The sequence below is a fragment of the Actinophytocola sp. genome, from assembly GCF_050699935.1.
GTDB lineage: Bacteria > Actinomycetota > Actinomycetes > Mycobacteriales > Pseudonocardiaceae > Actinophytocola.
The window spans coordinates 1-14,818 of record NZ_JBOHGB010000166.1; the positions used below are offsets into that span (position 1 = coordinate 1).

Consider the following 14,818-nt stretch of genomic DNA (forward strand, 5'->3'; position numbering starts at 1 on the left):
GCCAGGAGCCGGCGCCGCCGGACTCCCCGCCCGCGCCCGACCTCGCGGCCGTCCGGGCCGACGCCGCGCTGCCGCCGTGCCCGGCCGCGTCCGGTGCGCTGCCGCCCGGGTTGCGCGTGCTGTCCGGGATACGCGCGGAGTGCCTCGCCGACGGGTCCGAGGTGGACCTCGCGAAGGTGCTCGCCGACCGGCCGGTCCTCGTGAACGTCTGGGCCACCTGGTGCGCGCCGTGCAAGGAGGAGCTGCCGCTGCTCGCCGAGTACGCCGCCGCGCCGGATGCGGTGCCGGTCGTCGGGCTGGCCGTGCAGAGCACCGAGGCCGGCGCGCTGGAGTTGCTGGACTCGCTGAACGTGCGGCTGCCGACGCTCGCCGACTCGGACGGGGCCGCCGGGCGCGCGCTGAAGCTGCCCGCCGGCCTGCCCGCGAGCTACGTCGTCGGCGCGGACGGCACCGTGCGGCTCGTGGCGAACCCGCGCGTGTTCGGCTCGGTCGGCCAGATCCGCACCGCGGTCGCGACGTACGGGGGAGCCGCGTGACCGAACCCGGACCGCTCGTCGACTCCGCCGACGTGCCACCGTGGCTGTCTCGCCTGGTGTCCGCCACCCGCGACCTCGATGACACCCTGCTCGAGCGGATCGCACCCCCGGCGGAGGACGTGCGCGACGCGGCGGTGCTGATCCTGCTCGGCGAGCGCGAGGCCCGCGGTCCGGACGTGCTGCTGCAGCTGCGTGCCGACGGCGGCGGCGCGCACTCCGGCCAGGTCGCCTTCCCCGGCGGCTCGGCCGAACCCGGCGACCGCGGGCCGATCGACACGGCGCTGCGCGAGGCCGTGGAGGAGACCGGCCTGGACCCGTCCGGCGTCCGGCCGGTGGCGTTGCTGCCGCAGCTGCACATCCCGGTGTCGGGCTACCACGTGACTCCGGTGCTCGCGCACTGGGAGCGGCCCAGCCGGGTGTGGGCGGTGGACCCGGGGGAGACCCAGGCGGTCGCCCGCGCCCCGCTCGCGGACCTGGCGGATCCGGCCAACCGGTTCCAGTTGCGCCATCCGTCTGGTTTTCTGGGCCCGGCATTCGTGTTGCCCGGCATGTTGGTGTGGGGCTTCACGGCCGCGGTGCTCACCTTGATGCTCCAGGTCGGCGGGTGGGAGCGACCGTGGGACAGTACGGACATACGGGATCTTGACGTCGCATGGCGTTCAGTGGGCTGGGCAGTCGGGGAGGGTGACGGGTGAACTGGGTCGACCTGCTGGTGATCGGGTTGGCGGTGCTGGCCGCCATCTCGGGCGCGCGGCAGGGCGTGATCACGGCGCTGCCGGCGTTCCTTGGCGTGCTCCTGGGTGCGATCGCGGGGATCAAGATCGCGCCGCTGGTGGTGCAGTACATCGAGTCGACGCCCACCAGGGTCGCCTTCGCGGTCGCGATCTTCGTGCTGCTGGTCGCGCTTGGGGAGACGCTCGGCGTGTGGTTGGGGCGCAGCATCCGGCAGCGGATCAACTCGCCGAAGCTCGCCGGGGTCGACAACGCGCTGGGTGCGATCGTGCAGGGGGCGGTCGTGTTCGTGGTGGCGTGGCTGATCGCGCTGCCGCTGGTGACGGTCGGCGGCCTGCCCAGCCTGGCGTCGGCGATCCGCGACTCGACCGTGCTCGGCGGGGTCAACAGCGTGATGCCCTCGTCCGCGCAGAAGCTCCCGGACGAGCTGCGCCGGCTGCTGGACGTGTCCGGCTTCCCGGCCGCCGTCGACCCGTTCGACCGGACGCCGAGCAAGGAGGTCGCGCCGCCGGATCCGAAGCTGCAGGGCAGCGCGGTGGTGCAGCGGGTGCGGCCGAGCGTGCTCAAGATCCACGCGAAGGCGCCGTCGTGCTCGCGGGCCCTGGAGGGAACCGGGTTCGTGATCGCGCCCGAGCGGATGATGACCAACGCGCACGTGGTGGCCGGCACGTCGGAGGTCACCGTCGAGACCGACGAGGGCCCGTACGACGCGCGGGTCGTGCACTACGACCCGGACGCCGACGTCGCGGTGCTGGCCGTGCCCGGGCTGCCCGCGCCGGCCATGCGGTTCGCCGGCCAGCCGGCCACGTCCGGACAGGACGGTATCGTGCTCGGCTACCCGCTCGACGGCCCGTACACGGCGTCGCCGGCCCGGGTGCGCGACAAGATCAACCTGACCGGCCCGGACATCTACGACTCGAGCACCGTGACGCGCGAGGTGTTCACGCTGCGGGCACTGGTGCGCAGCGGCAACTCGGGTGGCCCCCTCGTGGACACCCGCGGCCGGGTGATCGGCGTGATCTTCGGCGCGGCCGTGGACGAGTCGGAGACCGGCTTCGCCCTGACCGCCGGCGAGGTGAGCGACGAGGTGAACGCGGCCCCCGGCATGTCCCGCGCGGTGGGGACGGGCAGCTGCGCGGCCTGAGTTGTCCACATGGCACAGACCTGTCCACAGACGACCCCTAAACCCCCGAAACCGTCAGCCCGCACCGATAGACTGGCGCGTCGAGGGGTACCCGCGAGCGGACGAACATCCTGCGGTCGCCACCCGGTCTCCTCCTCAACCTCACGAGCGGGGTCGCAACCGGGTCCTCGTCGGGGTCGACACAGCCGCTGGGCAGATCCCACACCTCGTCGAACGACCCGAGGCTCACGCCGCCTGAACAACCTCACCAGACCCACTGATCTTGACATGACTCCGCGCGAGCATCTGCGAGATGCTCGCAATGACGGTGTGAGTGTCCGACAGCATCCTCGACGACGTGGCCGGTTCGGGTCGCTGGCGCCCTGTGTCAGCGGGCCGCTTCGACGTACGACGCCAGGTTGGCCAGTGAGGAGGCGATCCCGGCCTCGTGGACCGCTTGGTCGATGCCGGGTGGCACGTCCGTGGCGGTGACGGTCACCTCGGTCCCGTCACCGGCGGCAGCGAGGTGCCAGGTCATCGTCATGGTGCCCGCGTACGACGGGTCGTCGGCCTCGAACACCGCCCGCTGCACCACGCGCTCCGGTGGCACCAGGTCGGCGAACCCGACCTCGACGACATCCGTCGCATCAGAAGTCTTGCCAGGGCTGCCGGCGGGGTCGCGGTAGGTGAGGACCATCCGAAACCCGCCACCAGGCCGGGGATCCCATCGCTCGACCCGCCCACGCATACCGTCCGGCGGCAGCCAGGCCTCAAGGGACTCCCGGTCGAGGAGGGCGCCGTAGACGGTCGCCGGTGGTGCATCGATCACCCGGCTGGCGCGGTCGGTTCTGCCCATCTCCCGATTCTAGGACCGAAGAGGGTCCACCAGGCCCATCCTCATCGGACAGCCCGCCGAAGAAGCAAACCAGGAATCAGGACACGACCAACAAGTCGAATGACACGCCGATCCACAGGTCTTTGCTACTACTGGGACGCACCCGGCGGTGTGCTGCGCATGCTCGCCCAAGCGATCGAGATCGGCTACCTCCTCGCACTGCGCGACCTCCGCAACACCGTTGGTGGTGTGCTCGTGTGGGCGGTCTCACCAGCACGTGACGTAGTCGAGGCGCCACTTCGGAGTCCAGCCGATCCCCCGGTACTCGTTGCTCGGCGTGTACTCCCTGCCGTAGTAGTAGCTGCCCACGACGTTGCCGTAGTAGTTGAACTTGTCTCCCCGGTAGGCAGTGAAAATCGGGCGCTGGGAAGAGTCCTCGATCGTCGTCTGCTTCGTGAACCTGTACTGCCAGGTTTGGCAGCCTTGTGCCGAACCGGCGGACTCGGTGGTTGCCGAGGCGATGCCGGCCGCGGCCGTGCAGAGACCGAGGGACAGCGCATCGGGAGAGGAGCGGGTTTCGGGCTACCAGACCGTTTCCGTCGCCGGCGAGGCGGCGGTCGCCTCGCGGCCGGTCGGCGGCACGGCGGGGCAGTGCGTGCCGGGCCGGGGCGGTCGCAGGTCGGTCAGGTACCGGCTCACCGCGGCCAGCGTGCACTCGCTGCGGTCGGTCACCCCGTGCCCCCAGCCGTTATAGGTCAGCAGCACCCCGCATGGGATCTGCCGCGCCACGTTCCGTGCCCACGAGTGCGCCGTCGCCGGGTCGTGCAGCGAGTTCAGCACCAGGACCGGCGGCGCGCCGTGCACGTCCAGCCGGTGCTGCGGGTTCGCGACCGCCGCCGGCCACGCCGCGCACATCGACACCGCCAGCCACGCGAAGTGCGTCCGCAGCGTCGGCGCGAACCGCTTCTGCCACTGCCACAACGCGAGCCACGCCCGCGCCGAGGAGTCCGCACCCGGTGGTCGGCGCAGAACGTGCCCATCGGGAACGGGACCGCGCCGGCGGCGGCGCGCGGCTGCGTGGTCAGCGAGGGGAGGTACTCCGCGGCCGCCGGCCACTCCGGCTCGTAGAAGAAGCTCACCGTGCGGTTGACGAGCTCCATCGGCGGCACGGCCAGCTCGCCGGCGATCGAGCGCCGGTACAGCGAGTCGTAGGCCGCTCGCGCGTCGCGCCCGGGCACCGCGCACGACGGGGTCGCCGCGCACCACGCGGCGAACTCGCCGAACGAGTCCTCGCCGGTCGCCGCCTCGCTCGACAGGAACTCCGCCGGCGTGAGGCTGTGGTCGAACACGCTGTCCAGCACCAGTGCCCGCACCCGAGACGGGAACCGCTCGGCGTACATCTGTCCGGCGAGCGTCCCGTACGACCGGCCGTAGAGCCACAGCCGCCGCTCGCCGAGCGCCGCGCGGACCGCGTCCATGTCGCGCGCCACGCTGACGCTGTCCACGTGGTCCACCAGCGAACCGGTGTGCTCGCGGCAGCTGCGCCCCAGCGCACGGCTGTAGTCCATGACCGATGCGAACGTCGCGCCGGCCTCCGGGTTCGCGTCCGGCGGGTTCGCGACCAGGTCCGCGTCGCAGCGCACCGGGTTGCTGCCGTTGGTGCCGTGCGGGTCGAAGCTCACCACGTCGAACCGCGCGGCGAGCTCCGCCGGCACCGCGTCGCCCGCGATGACCTCGCTTACCCCCGAGCCATCCGGCCCGCCCGGCATGAACAGCAGCGTGCCGATCGGACGGTGCGCCGCGCGCCGCACGATCGCCACCTCGATCGTGGCGCCGCGCGGGCGCGATCAGTCGACGGGCACGGTCACCGTGGCGCACTCGACCGCCGCGTTCTCCGGGCACGGCCCCCGGTCCGGCCCGGACGCGGGCGCTGCCGAGGCGACCGTGGTGGCCGTGCCCACCAGCGCGGCACCGGCCGCGACCGAAGCGAGCAACGCGGTCGGTCGGAGCAGCTTCATCAGGTTCCCCTCGGGCGTCCGGTGTGGATCTCCCCGGACGTGAGTATGTCCGCGGTCACCCGGCCCGGAACTCCGAGGCGTGCTACTGGGCCGTGAGGAACGCGGTCAACGCCCGGTTGGTGACGGCCGGCGCCTCCTGGTGCGGGTAGTGGCCGACCCCGTCCAGCAGCCGGGTCTCCACGTGCCCGCGTGCCCAGCTCGCCGACGCCCGCACGGTGCCGGGCAGGATGCACGGGTCGACCGCACCGGAGAGCTGCAGCACCGGCACGGTGATCTCGCGCTGCATGGCCTCACCGAACCGGCGGCCCTCGCCACGCAGCTGCGCGCGGACCGCCCAGCGGTAGTACTCCAGCGCGCTGTGCGCGGCGCCGCGCACGCGCATCGCCGAGCGGTACCGTGCGGCCACCTCGCCGAATCCCGGTTGGACAGTCCACTCAGGACTCGACCAGCTGCGCATGAGGGCTTCGACGGTGGCGGCGCCGTCGCGGGTGAGCCAGCGTTCCGGCGCGAGCGGCAGCTGCGCGCGGAAGAGGTGTCCGAGCGCGCGCGCCTGGTTGGTCGCTTTGCGGTGCAGCGCCGTGCGACGGATCTCGCGGCGCAGCGCCAGCGGGTGCGCGGCCGACACCGAGCCGACCGAGCGCACCAGCCGTGGGTGCATCGCGGCGACCGTCCACGCGAGCAGGCCGCCCCAGGCGTGGCCCACGAGGTGCGCGTGCGGCTCGCCGAGCGCCTTGATCAGCCCGCCGACGTCACCGGCGAGCGTCCAGGCGTCGTAGCCGCGCGGCGGCTTGTCCGAGTCGCCGTAGCCGCGCAGGTCCACCGCGACCGTCCGAAAGCCGGCGTCGGCGACCGCGGTGAGCTGGTGGCGCCAGGTCCACCAGAACTCGCAGAACCCGTGCAGGAGCAGGACGAGCGGGCCCTCGCCGGTCTCGGTGACGTGCAGCCGGATGCCGTTCGCGTGCACGTCGTGGTGCCGCCAGGGCCCGTCGATGCGAACGGTCGACGGGTCGGGACGCACGGCTGCGGCGGTGCTCAGGACGGTGTCCGATCAGGTACGGCGCACGGCAGCATCGACGTCCCTGCCGGGCGCCGGCACGGGGGCGGTCTCCGGACCGTCCTCGCCGCGATGCCGCAGCGCGGCCGCGGTGCCCTTCACGGATTCGATCGTGCGCTTGGGTGCCCGCACCGACTTGACCTTGCGCACGCCGAGCAGCACGAACATCGCGGTGAACACGAGGATGAGGCCGAACACGCACAGGAAGCCCAGCCACGGGTGGTTCTCCCAGTCGAAGATGTCGTTGAAGCCCAGCGCCAGCGCGATCAGGCCGAACGGGATGAACGGCAGGAACACCGCGAGCGCGATGATGAAGAAGAGGCTGCCCGTGAGGCCCTTCTTGACCTCCTTCGTGACCTCCGACCTGGCGAGCTCCAACTCGGCCCTCATCAGGGTCGAGAGGTGCATGGTCGCGTCCTTGACCAAGCTCCCGATCGACTGCCCGCCTGCCGCGCCGGTCGTCTCGTCGGACAACGGGATCGACGGGACACGCGGCAGCCCCGTCCCGTTGCCGTTGTTGTCGTGCGCACTGGTCACGTGCGTCATCGTGCCATGCGCCGATCAAAGAAGCTGGCCGGGCAGGCCATTCGGCAGTTCGTTCGGGCCTCGTTCCGGGTCAGCCGGTGGTGATGCCGAACAGCACGCCGACGACATAGGTGACGATCATGGTCAGCGCCCCGACGCCGACGTTGCGCACGATCGCCCGGCTGACGGTCGCGTTGCCCAGCCGCGCGCTGACCCAGCCGGTGAGCACGAGTCCGACCAGCACGGCCCCGGCGCACGCCCACACCCGCCACTCGACGGGCGGCAGCGCGATCGCGACGAGCGGCAGCAACCCGCCGCAGAAGAACGCCGCCAGCGACGCCCACGCCGCGTGCCACGGGCTGGTCAGCGCGTCCGGGTCGATGCCGAGCTCGGCCTCGGCGTGCGCCTCGAGCGCGTTGTTCTGGGTCAGCTCGTGGGCGACCTCGGCGGCGAGGTCCGGCGAGAGGCCCCGGTCCTCGTAGATCTCGGCGAGCTCGCGCTCCTCGGCCTCGGGCATGGTCTCGAGCTCGTAGCGCTCGAGGCGCAGCGCGGCCTGCTCGGTGTCGCGCTGCGTGCTGACCGAGACGTACTCACCGCCCGCCATCGACAGCGCGCCGGCCACGAGGCTCGCCACTCCGGCGATCATGATCGCGGTCCGGTCGGTGGTCGCGCCCGCCACGCCGACCACGAGCCCGGCCACGGAGATGATGCCGTCGTTGGCGCCGAGCACCCCGGCGCGCAGCCAGTTCAGCCGTTCGCCGAGGTGGCCACGGTGGGGCTCGCCAGCGTGCGCCCGGGTCGGCTCCAGGGGAGCGCTCACTCGGTCATTGTGGCCCGATGCCAGGAAGGACGCCTTCCGGACACTCGGTGTCCGGAAGGCGTCCTTCCACGCGTTACTCCTCCCCGCCGCCCTTGCGGAGGCCGGCCGAGATCAGGTCCATCACCGACGAGTCGGCGAGGGTGGTCACGTCGCCGATCTGGCGGTTCTCGGCCACGTCCCGCAGCAGGCGGCGCATGATCTTGCCCGAGCGGGTCTTCGGCAGCTCCGGCACGACCATGATCTGCCGCGGCTTCGCGATCGGACCGATCTCCTTCGCCACGTGGTCCCGCAGCGCCTTGAGCGCGTCGGTGCCCGACGCCTGGTTCTCCGGGACGCCGCCCCGCAGGATCACGAACGCCACGATGCCCTGGCCGGTCGTCGGGTCGGTCGCGCCGACGACCGCGGCCTCGGCCACCGTCGGGTGCGACACCAGCGCGGACTCGACCTCGGTCGTGGAGATCCGGTGCCCGGACACGTTCATCACGTCGTCCACCCGGCCCAGCAGCCAGACGTCGCCGTCCGCGTCGTACTTGGCGCCGTCGCCCGCGAAGTAGTAGCCCTGCGCGGCGAAGCGCGCCCAGTACGTCTCCCGGTACCGCTCGTCGTCGCCCCAGATGCCGCGCAGCATCGCCGGCCACGGCTGGTCGAGCACCAGGTACCCGCCGCCGCCCTTGCCGACCTCGTTGCCCTGGTCGTCCACGACCTTGGCGGAGATGCCGGGCAGCGGTGTCTGCGCCGAGCCGGGCTTGGCCGCGGTGACGCCCGGCAGCGGGGAGATCATGATCGCGCCGGTCTCGGTCTGCCACCACGTGTCCACCACGGGCGTGCGGTTGCCGCCGATGTTCTCGCGGTACCAGATCCACGCCTCGGGGTTGATCGGCTCGCCGACCGACCCGAGCACGCGCAGCGAGGACAGGTCGAACCTCGCGGGGATGTCGTTGCCCCACTTCATGAACGTGCGGATCAGCGTGGGCGCGGTGTAGTACACGGTGACGCCGTACTTCTGCACGATCTCCCAGTGCCGGCCCTCGTGCGGGGTGTTCGGCGTGCCCTCGTAGACGACCTCTGTCACGCCGTTCGCCAGCGGGCCGTAGACGATGTAGCTGTGCCCGGTGACCCAGCCGATGTCGGCGGTGCACCAGTACACATCGGACTCCGGCTTGATGTCGAAGACGGTGCGGTGCGTGTAGGCGGCTTGGGTCAGGTAGCCGCCGGAGGTGTGCAGGATGCCCTTGGGCTTACCGGTCGTGCCCGACGTGTAGAGGATGTAGAGCGGGTGCTCGGAGTCGAACGCCTCCGGGGTGTGGGTGTCGGCCTGGCCCTCGACCACGTCCTGCCACCACAGGTCCCGGCCCTCGGTCCACTCGACGTCGATCCCCGTGCGCCGCACGACGAGCACGTGCTCGATCGTCGGGGTGCGCATGACGGCCTCGTCGACCGCGGCCTTGAGCGGGGTGGGCTTGCCGCGCCGGTACTGGCCGTCCGCGGTGATCACGAGCTTCGCCTCGGCGTCGTCGATCCGCGAGCGCAGCGCCTCCGCGGAGAAGCCGCCGAACACGACGCTGTGGGTCAGGCCCAGCCGCGCGCAGGCGAGCATGGAGAAGATCGCCTCGGGCAGCATCGGCATGTAGATGGCGACCCGGTCGCCGGTCTTGAGGCCGAGCGAGAGCAGGGCGTTCGCGGTCTTGCAGACCTCGCGTTGCAGCTCCGCGTAGGTGATCGTGCGGCCGTCGCCGGGCTCACCCTCCCAGTGGATGGCCACCCGCTCACCGAGACCGGCCTCCACGTGCCGGTCGACGCAGTTGTAGGCGACGTTCAGCCTGCCGCCGACGAACCACTTCGCGAACGGCGCGTTCGACCAGTCGAGGATCTGGTTCCACCGGGTCTCCCAGTGCAGCCGGTCGGCCTCCTCCGCCCAGAACGCCTCACGACCGGCCGCGGCCCGGTCGTAGAGATCCGCCGTGGCGTTGGCCTGCTGGGCGAACTCCTCGCTCGGCGGGAACGCCCTGCTCTCCGTGAGCAGGTTGTCCAGCGTCGCGCCCTGGTCGGTCATGATGTGGATCCTCTCCACCCAGATGATGTAGTTGCTGGCCCTGTGCTACCACACGTGGCGAGCGCCCGCATAGAGGTCCAGACCACCGAACGGTCACGCGGCGCTGCCACGGCAGGATGACACCCGGTAGGGTCCGATGCCGTGACTGACCCGCTGGCGCCGCTGCTGGAACTGCCCGGTGTCGAGGAGGCTGTCGGCGCCGCCCGCGAGGCGGTCGACCAGGTGCACGGGCACCCGGTCAACCGCCGCGGCTGGCCGGCCACCGCGGCCGAGGCATCGGTGCGCGCGGCCCGCGCGTCCGCCGCCCTGGACGGTGGCGACCCCGAGATCCCCACGGCCGGTGAGGTCGACGAGCCACACCTGGCCGGCGCGCTGCGCATCGCCGAGTCGCTGGGCACGCTGGTGCCGATCTGGCAGCGTGCGCCCATGCAGGCTCTGGCCCGGCTGCACGTGCTGGCCGCCACGGACCTGACCGGCGACGACGAGCTCGGCCGCCCCCGGCCGAGCCGCGGTGTCACGCGCCGCCTGGACCTGCTGGGCGAGATCGTGGCCGGCGGCACCTCGGTGCCCGGCGCGGTCCTGGTCGCGGTCGTCCACGGTGAGCTGCTCGCACTGTCCCCCTTCGGCACGGCGAACGGTGTCGTGGCCCGCGCGGCGGCGCGGCTGACGACGATCAGCACGGGGCTGGACCCGAAGGGCCTGATCGTGCCGGAGGTGTGCTACCTGCGCCGCTCGGACCGCTACGCCGCGGCCGCGGCCGGCTTCGCCACCGGCACCGACGAGGGGCTCGCCGACTGGATCCTGTTCTGCTGCGAGGCGGTCGAGGCCGGCGCCCGCGAGGCGACCAGCATCGCCGAGGCGGCACTCACCGGCTGACCCGCCGGTCAGCGAGCCTCGAGCCGACGTCGTCCAGGCCCGGCGAGCATGGACGTCGCGAGTTCCCCTTCCTTCGCGGTGTTGACGGGATCCCATGGGAGCGGGCCGAGACTCCTAGCCTCTCGGCCCGCTTTCCCGCTGTCCGAGGAACTCGCCGACGAGCGGGAGCACGCGGTCCGCGCGCCGGAGCAGGTCCATGTGGGTCGTGTCCGGCAGGACGGCCAGGCGGGCGTCGGGGATCAGCTCGCGCATCTCGGCGGCGTGCTCGACGCGGACGAAGTCGAGGTCGCCGACGATGATCAGCACCGGCGAGCGGACCTTGCCGAGGTCCTCGGCCGACCAGTCGAGCTCCGCGGGCAGCGCCGACGCCTTGGCCGCGAACGCCTCGAACCGCCCAGGATCCGGTGCGACGGCCACGTACGCGTCGTGCATGGCCTGGAAGTCCGCGTCGGTCGGCAACAGCTCCGAGCCGGAGTCCATGTCAAAGACGCCCGGACGGTAGCCGTCCGCGCGGAAGTGCACGCCGGCGGCCGCGAGCCGCCCGGCCCGCACGGGGTGCCGCATGGCGACCTGCAGCGCGACCAGGCCGCCCAGGCTGAACCCGAAGAAGTCGGCCCGCTCGACGCCGACCTCGTCGAGCACGCCCACGACGTCGTCGGCGAGCCGGTCGAGCGTGAACTCGCGGTCGGTGTCCGCGGTGTGCCCGTGGCCCTGCAGCTCGATCGCGATCACGCGCCGCGTCCTCGCCAGCTCGGGCAACATGGCCGCGAACGTCAGCTCGATGGTCAGCAAACCGCCGTGCAGCAGCACGAGCGGCTCGCCGGTCCCGTGCGTCTCGTAGTAGACGTCCAGGTCGTTCACATGTGCGTAGGTCATGTCGATCTCCGTCTGGGTAGGTGAGTTCCACCCGGACGTCGAACGAAGGCGACCCCGATCGACAGTGGTGTTCAGACCGTGGCGCGCAGCGTCATCAGGGCCTGGCGTACGTGCCCGTCCGCCTCGGCGAGCGCGGTCGCGGCGTGTTCGGTCTCCACGCCCGAGAGCAGGTGTACGAGCGCCACCTTCAGGTCACCCTGCGCCTCGTCCAGCGCCTCCGAGCACTCGTGCATGTCCAGGCCCGTCGTCTCGCGCAGGATGCGCAGCGTGCGGCCGCGCAGCTTCGCGTTCGTGGCGCGCATGCTGACCATGAGGTTGGAGTAGGTCCGGCCGAGCTTGACCATCACGGCCGTGGAGAAGGCGGTGAGCACCAGCTTCTGCGCGGTGCCGGCCTTCATGCGGGTGGAGCCGGCGATCGCCTCCGGGCCGGTGTCCACCTCGACGAGCACGTCGATGTCCGACAGCCCGTCCGCGTGCGGGTTGGAGAACACCAGACCCGACCGGGCCCCGACGGCACCCGCCGCCCGCAGCGCGCCCAGCACGTACGGCGTCCGGCCGGACGCGGTCAGGCCCAGGACGAAGTCGCCCCGCTCGACGGACCGCGCGATCTCCGCGGCACCGCCCTCCTCGTCGTCCTCGGCGTCCTCGACGGCACTGTGCAACGCCGACGAGCCGCCCGCGTGGTGCACCACGAACCAGTCCGGCGGCGCGTTGTACGTCGGCGCGAGCTCGGCGGCGTCCAGGCTCGCCATGCGGCCGGACGTGCCGGCGCCGACGTAGTGCACGCGGTGTCCGGTCCGCAGGGCCTCGGCCGCCAGGTCGACGGCGGTGGCCAGGGCCGGCAGCGCGGCCGCCACCGCGTCCGGCACCAGGCGGTCCTCGGCGTTGATCGAACGCAGGAGGTCCAACGTGGACAGCTGGTCCAGGTCGGTCGTGCGCGGGTTGCGCCGCTCGGTCGGCGAGTCGACGTGAACGGCCTGGCGCGGCACTGTCATGTTGCCTCCCCCAAGGATCATTTACCGGTCTCCCGCGCCTTGCGGCGACCGTCGTGGCGGGTCTCCAACCGGTGGGAGCCCACCGCGTCCCTGGTTTCGTCCAGTGCCTTCATCGAGTCGGCCAGATGCCGCTGGGCGACGCCGATGAACAGGCAGTCGATGACCGTGAGCTGGGCGATCCGGCTGGCCATGGCGCCGGAGCGGAACGTCGTCTCCCGCGCGGCGGTGGTGAGCACGAGGTCGGCCACCTCGCTGATCGGTGCGGTGGGGAAGTTCGTCAGCGCGACCGTGGTCGCGCCGGCGCGCCGGGCCTCCCGGAGGGCCTCGACCGTGTCGGCCGTGGCGCCGGTGTGCGAGATGGCGAACGCGACGTCGCCCTTCCCGAGCACGGCGGCCGACGTCAGCATGATGTGGGTGTCGCTCCAGGCGAAGCTGATCCGCCCGATCCGGTGCAGCTTCTGCTGCAGGTCGGCCGCGACGAACGCACTCGCGCCGACGCCGTAGACGTCCACCCGGTTCGCCCCGGCCACCGCCGCGACGACCTGTTCGAGGATCTTGACGTCGAGCTGTGCGGCGGTCTCCTCGACCGCGCGGGCGTCGGCGAAGGTGACCTTGCCGACGACGGTGGCGAGGTCGTCGTCCGGGGCGATCTCCCCACCGAGGTCGCGCTCGGCGTGGGCCTCGGAGCGGGCGGTGTCCGCGGCGAGGGCTATGCGCAGCTCGGGGTAGCCCCCGACGCCGATGGCCTTGCAGAAACGGGTGACGGTGGTCTCGCTGGTACCCGCGGCCTCGGCGACCTCGGTGATGCTGCGGCGGGCAACCGTCGACGGACTGTCCAGGACGACCTTGGCCACGCGCTGCTCAGCGCGAGCCAAACCGGGCAGCAACGACCGGATGCGTACCAGAGGACTTGACTCAGTGTGTTGTGTGGTCATGACACTCGCGCTCACGTGGGAAACTTACTAACAGGCATGTGGAAGAACAACTCGGCTGGCGCCGTCTGATGACAACGCTACCCAAACGGGACGGAAACTTCCTGTTTCGTAGTGGCTAGCTCAACATCCGAATCGACGCTCGGTACCTGGTTGTTAGCGTTTCAACCAGTTTTCGTTCCTCATCGTGACCTGAGATGCCAGCCGTCCGCCCGCACTTTGTGGGGTTCTTTCTCACCGTTGAGGAGCGTATGAACACTGTCCGTGACAAGGAGCCCATCGAGGAAAATTCCTCGCCCGGTATAGCGAGTGTCTGTAGTGAACCGCCAGCGGAGTGTGATCTCCGCAGCGTGCGGCATCCGAACATCGACTTTCCACCAGCTCCGGTGACCGGATCCGGCGAGCGAATCGTCCGTTTCGTCCGGTGCGTCGGGCCCGGACACGTCCATCGGAACGGCCGTCCACGAGGATCCGTCCGTGCTCGCCTCGAGCACCAGAATATCCGTGGACTCGGAGTCGACGAACGCGTCGAACTTCACACGAACGGGTCCCTCCGGTCGCAGCGGGACGGTGGTCAGCGTGGCCTGTGAGGCGTCCCCGATCCCCGTGTACCACGCGTCCGGGCCGTGGCGCGGCCGCACGGCCAGCGCTTTGGCGAGCCCGGTGCTGAGCGCCTCGCGGGCGAGGTTGATCGAGCCCCAGTCCCGGCTGGGGTGCACCCGGTTGGTCAGCAGGATCGCGAACGACCGCGACGCGGGGTCGATCACCAGGTCGGTGCCGGTGAACCCGGTGTGCCCGGCCGAGCGCGGACCGGACAGCCCGCCCATGTACCACATCTGGTTCAGCTCGAAGCCGTAGCCGTGGTCGTCGCCGGGGAAGTTCTCGTTGTGGTTCGTGAGCAGCTCCCGCACGGTCTCCGTGCGCATGATCCGCTGGCCGCGGTAGATGCCGCCGTTGAGGATCGCCTGCGCCAGGACCGCCATGTCGTTCACCGTGGAGAACACGCCGGCATGCCCGGCGACGCCGCCGAGGGACCAGGCGTTCTCGTCGTGGACCGAGCCGCGCACCATGCCCCGCGGCGGCGTGGACTGGTACTCGGTCGCCGCGATCCGGTCCAGCTTGCTCGCCGGCGGGTTGTAGCCGGTGTCGACCATCCGCAGCGGCCCGGTGACGCGCTCGGCCACGACCTCGTCGAGCGTCTCGCCGGTGACCCGCTCGACCAGGACGCCCAGCGTGATCAGGTTGAGGTCGGAGTACTCGTACGTGCTGCCCGGGGGGTTGTGGGGCGCCACGTCCATGACGGCCTTGATCCGCGACGGGACGTCCGGATAGGCCGACCACAGCGGCAGCCACGCCACCAGCCCCGATGTGTGGGTCAGCAGCTGGGCGACGGTGATGGTCTCCTTGCCGTTGACGCCGAACTCGGGCAGATAGGTCGCGACC

At 71.5% G+C, this 14,818-nt stretch carries 17 protein-coding genes; 4 read left to right on the forward strand and 13 right to left on the reverse strand.

What is annotated here, in order from left to right:
• The 3 genes from ACRDTB_RS32725 to ACRDTB_RS32735 all read left to right on the forward strand — a co-directional run.
• Positions 1–536: TlpA family protein disulfide reductase (locus ACRDTB_RS32725; protein WP_431436077.1), on the forward strand; the 536-nt coding region annotated here is incomplete at its 5' end.
• The gene (locus ACRDTB_RS32730) at positions 533–1,231 is read left to right on the forward strand and encodes an NUDIX hydrolase (RefSeq protein WP_431436078.1); all 699 of its coding nucleotides are present in this window, start codon (positions 533–535) and stop codon (positions 1,229–1,231) included. The genes ACRDTB_RS32725 and ACRDTB_RS32730, both read left to right, overlap by 4 nt.
• Positions 1,228–2,412, forward strand: a complete 1,185-nt coding sequence (locus ACRDTB_RS32735) for a MarP family serine protease (RefSeq protein WP_431436079.1) — start codon at positions 1,228–1,230, stop codon at positions 2,410–2,412. The genes ACRDTB_RS32730 and ACRDTB_RS32735 overlap by 4 nt, the downstream gene beginning before the upstream one ends.
• A gap of 37 nt (positions 2,413–2,449) precedes the next feature.
• On the opposite strand, the gene ACRDTB_RS32740 is transcribed toward ACRDTB_RS32735, so the two are convergent.
• The 9 genes from ACRDTB_RS32740 to acs form a co-directional block, all read right to left on the reverse strand.
• Complete coding sequence (locus ACRDTB_RS32740; RefSeq protein WP_431436080.1) at positions 2,450–2,641, reverse strand: hypothetical protein; 192 nt, start codon at positions 2,639–2,641, stop codon at positions 2,450–2,452.
• Positions 2,642–2,779: 138 nt separating this feature from the next.
• On the reverse strand, positions 2,780–3,247 hold the full coding sequence (locus ACRDTB_RS32745; protein ID WP_431436081.1) for an SRPBCC family protein: 468 nt from the start codon (positions 3,245–3,247) through the stop codon (positions 2,780–2,782).
• Between the two features lie 561 nt (positions 3,248–3,808).
• Positions 3,809–4,141 (reverse strand): alpha/beta hydrolase, encoded by a 333-nt coding sequence (locus ACRDTB_RS32750; RefSeq protein ID WP_431436083.1) that lies wholly within the window; start codon positions 4,139–4,141, stop codon positions 3,809–3,811.
• Positions 4,060–5,037, reverse strand: a complete 978-nt coding sequence (locus ACRDTB_RS32755) for an alpha/beta fold hydrolase (protein WP_431436084.1) — start codon at positions 5,035–5,037, stop codon at positions 4,060–4,062. The genes ACRDTB_RS32750 and ACRDTB_RS32755 overlap by 82 nt, the downstream gene beginning before the upstream one ends.
• Positions 5,038–5,073: 36 nt before the next feature.
• Positions 5,074–5,244: a hypothetical protein gene (locus ACRDTB_RS32760; protein WP_431436085.1), complete on the reverse strand. Its 171-nt coding sequence runs from the start codon at positions 5,242–5,244 to the stop codon at positions 5,074–5,076.
• A gap of 82 nt (positions 5,245–5,326) precedes the next feature.
• A complete protein-coding gene (locus ACRDTB_RS32765; RefSeq protein ID WP_431436086.1) occupies positions 5,327–6,262 on the reverse strand; it encodes an alpha/beta fold hydrolase in 936 nt (311 codons plus the stop codon).
• A gap of 30 nt (positions 6,263–6,292) precedes the next feature.
• Positions 6,293–6,844: a phage holin family protein gene (locus tag ACRDTB_RS32770; RefSeq protein ID WP_431436087.1), complete on the reverse strand. Its 552-nt coding sequence runs from the start codon at positions 6,842–6,844 to the stop codon at positions 6,293–6,295.
• 70 nt (positions 6,845–6,914) lie between these two features.
• Positions 6,915–7,643 carry a VIT1/CCC1 transporter family protein gene (locus tag ACRDTB_RS32775; protein ID WP_431436088.1) on the reverse strand — a complete coding sequence of 243 codons (729 nt, stop codon included), beginning with the start codon at positions 7,641–7,643 and terminating at the stop codon, positions 6,915–6,917.
• A 73-nt stretch (positions 7,644–7,716) separates the two neighbouring features.
• Positions 7,717–9,696, reverse strand: coding sequence for an acetate--CoA ligase (gene acs, locus ACRDTB_RS32780; RefSeq protein WP_431436089.1), 1,980 nt, complete (start codon positions 9,694–9,696; stop codon positions 7,717–7,719).
• Between the two features lie 141 nt (positions 9,697–9,837).
• Between acs and ACRDTB_RS32785 the strand changes: the two genes are divergently transcribed.
• Complete coding sequence (locus tag ACRDTB_RS32785; RefSeq protein ID WP_431436090.1) at positions 9,838–10,572, forward strand: oxidoreductase; 735 nt, start codon at positions 9,838–9,840, stop codon at positions 10,570–10,572.
• A gap of 114 nt (positions 10,573–10,686) precedes the next feature.
• Here the strand turns inward: ACRDTB_RS32785 and ACRDTB_RS32790 are convergent, their stop codons facing one another.
• The 4 genes from ACRDTB_RS32790 to ACRDTB_RS32805 all read right to left on the reverse strand — a co-directional run.
• Positions 10,687–11,448: an alpha/beta fold hydrolase gene (locus tag ACRDTB_RS32790; protein WP_431436091.1), complete on the reverse strand. Its 762-nt coding sequence runs from the start codon at positions 11,446–11,448 to the stop codon at positions 10,687–10,689.
• Between the two features lie 71 nt (positions 11,449–11,519).
• Positions 11,520–12,443, reverse strand: coding sequence for an N-acetylmuramic acid 6-phosphate etherase (locus tag ACRDTB_RS32795; RefSeq protein WP_431436092.1), 924 nt, complete (start codon positions 12,441–12,443; stop codon positions 11,520–11,522).
• A 17-nt stretch (positions 12,444–12,460) separates the two neighbouring features.
• Positions 12,461–13,378: a MurR/RpiR family transcriptional regulator gene (locus ACRDTB_RS32800; protein WP_431436093.1), complete on the reverse strand. Its 918-nt coding sequence runs from the start codon at positions 13,376–13,378 to the stop codon at positions 12,461–12,463.
• A gap of 179 nt (positions 13,379–13,557) precedes the next feature.
• Positions 13,558–14,818 (reverse strand): serine hydrolase domain-containing protein (locus ACRDTB_RS32805; protein ID WP_431436094.1); only part of this gene is annotated, 1,261 nt, incomplete at its 5' end.